The 2,086-nt window shown below is 70.6% G+C and carries 1 protein-coding gene; it reads left to right on the top strand.

Going from position 1 to position 2,086, the window contains the following annotated elements; genetic code table 11:
• A partial coding sequence (locus NXI30_28990) for an acetate--CoA ligase family protein (GenBank protein ID MCR9098277.1) occupies positions 1-2,032 on the top strand: 2,032 nt, incomplete at its 5' end.
• Positions 2,033-2,086: the final 54 nt, after the last annotated feature.

The following is a 2,086-nucleotide window of genomic DNA, read 5'->3' as shown; positions in this document are numbered from 1 at the left end:
GGTCGTGCTCAAGCTGGCCGGCGACGGGATTGCCCACAAGACCGAGCGGGGGCTGGTTCGCGTCGGGCTCGGCGACGCGGCGACGGTGGAGGCCCAGGCCGAGGAGCTGTTGGCGGCGGCGCGTCCCGAGGACGGCGAGGTCGCGCTGCTCGTCGCCGAGAGGGTGCGTGGACAACGGGAGCTGATCGCCGGCCTCTTTCGCGATCCCCAGTTCGGTCCGTGCGTGATGCTCGGTCTCGGCGGGATCCTGGCGGAAGCCGTAGGCGACGCGGTCTTCGCCGCGGCGCCGCTCTCGCGTGCCGAAGCGCTCGGCATGGTCGAAGGGCTCGAGACCGCCGAGCTCCTTACGAAGCCCCACCGCGGCGAGCCGGCCATCGATCGGGAGGCCCTCGCCGACGTGCTCGAAGGCCTCGGTCGACTGGCGATCGATCGCCCCGACATCGTCAGCGTCGACCTGAATCCGCTGATCGTCGCCGGCGATCGCCCGGTGGCGGTGGACGCGCTCGTGGAGGCGACCCCGAGCGGGGCGCCCGCCGACGAGCGCGAAGCGTTGCCCGAGCCGCTCGACGATGACGCGATCCGCGAGCGCTTCCGTCCGCTCTTCCATCCGCGCGGAATCATCGTCGCGGGCGTGGCGAGCCACCCCGGCAAATTCGGCTTCGTGACCCTGCACAACCTGCTTGCCCAGGGCTTCAAGGGCGACGTCTGGGGCGTGAAGCCCGACGGCGCGGAGGTGCTCGGACAGCAGACCCATCCGAGCGTCGAGGACCTGCCCGAGGGCCAGGCCGACCTCGTCGTCGTCTGTACGCCCAACAAGGTGAACATCGAGCTCCTCAAGTCCTGTGCCGCGCGTGGGGTGCGGGCGGCCTTCGTTACGAGCGCCGGCTACGGGGAATCCGGCGAAGCGGGCAAGGCGATGCAGCGAGAGCTCGTCTCGACCGCCGAGTCCCTCGGCATGCTGCTGATCGGTCCGAACGGACAGGGCGTGATCTCGACGCCCGTGTCGATGTGCGCGCAGATCGTGGCGCCGATGCCGCCCGCAGGACGGATCGGGGTCGCCAGCCAGAGCGGGAACCTCGTCTCGTCCTACATGAACTACGCGGTCGCCACGGGCGTGGGCATCAGCAAGGCCGTCTCTCTCGGCAATTCGGCGCAGACCGGCCTGCCGGAGCTGCTCGAGTACTTCTCCGTCGATCCGGACACGGACGTGGCGGTGACCTACGTCGAAGGGATTCAGGACGGGCGCGCATTCGCACGCGCGGCGAAGCGCCTGACCGCTCGAAAGCCGTTGGTCCTCGTGAAGGGCGGCGCCCGTGCGGAGGGCGCGAAGGCGGCGGCGAGTCACACGGGCGCGCTGGCGAGCGACGACCGGGTCTTCGACGGCTTGTGCCGCCAGCTCGGGATCCTGCGCGCGCCGACCATCGAGGAGGCCTTCGAATGGGGAGCGACCCTCGCGACCCAGCCGCTGCCGAAGGGGCGTCGGGTCGTGATCTTCACCTCGGTCGGCGGATGGGGCGTGCTCTCCGCCGATGCCTGCGCCGAAGAGGGACTCGAGGTGATCCCGCTCCCGGACGACATCAAGGCCGCGATCGACGAGCTGGTGCCGCCGCGTTGGAGTCGGAACAACCCGATCGATCTCGCGGGTGGCGAGACCCGCGACACGATTCCGCAGGTGCTCGATCTCGTCTGCGGTCATCCGGAGGTCGACGCGGTGATCCACCTCGGGCTCGGAATCCAGGCCGCCACCAGCGGGATGTTCCGGCGAGGTCGCTATTTCCCCGACCACGGCCTCGAGCGGATGGCCGGCTTCCACGAGAAGCAGGATCGTCGCTACGCGGAGGCGGGCATCGAAGCCAGTCGGAAGCACGGCAAGCCCGTGCTCGCGGTGACCGAGCTGGTCGCTTCGAATCCGGACAACGCCGCGCCGGCCACGCTCCGGGAGAACGGTCGTCTCTGCTATCCGAGCGCCCATCGGGCGGTTCGGGCGCTGGGCGCGCTGGTCCGCTTCGCGGAGAGCCGGTCGGCGGGATAGGCTCTGCTGCTCGTGGTTGGCCGCGGCTGCCGGCCGGGAGCGGCGGGCGAAACG

Source organism: bacterium, assembly GCA_024742285.1.
GTDB lineage: Bacteria > Myxococcota_A > UBA9160 > UBA9160 > UBA4427 > UBA4427.
The sequence above is the reverse complement of the archived record's forward strand: the minus strand, read 5'-3'. Positions and strand labels throughout refer to the sequence as shown.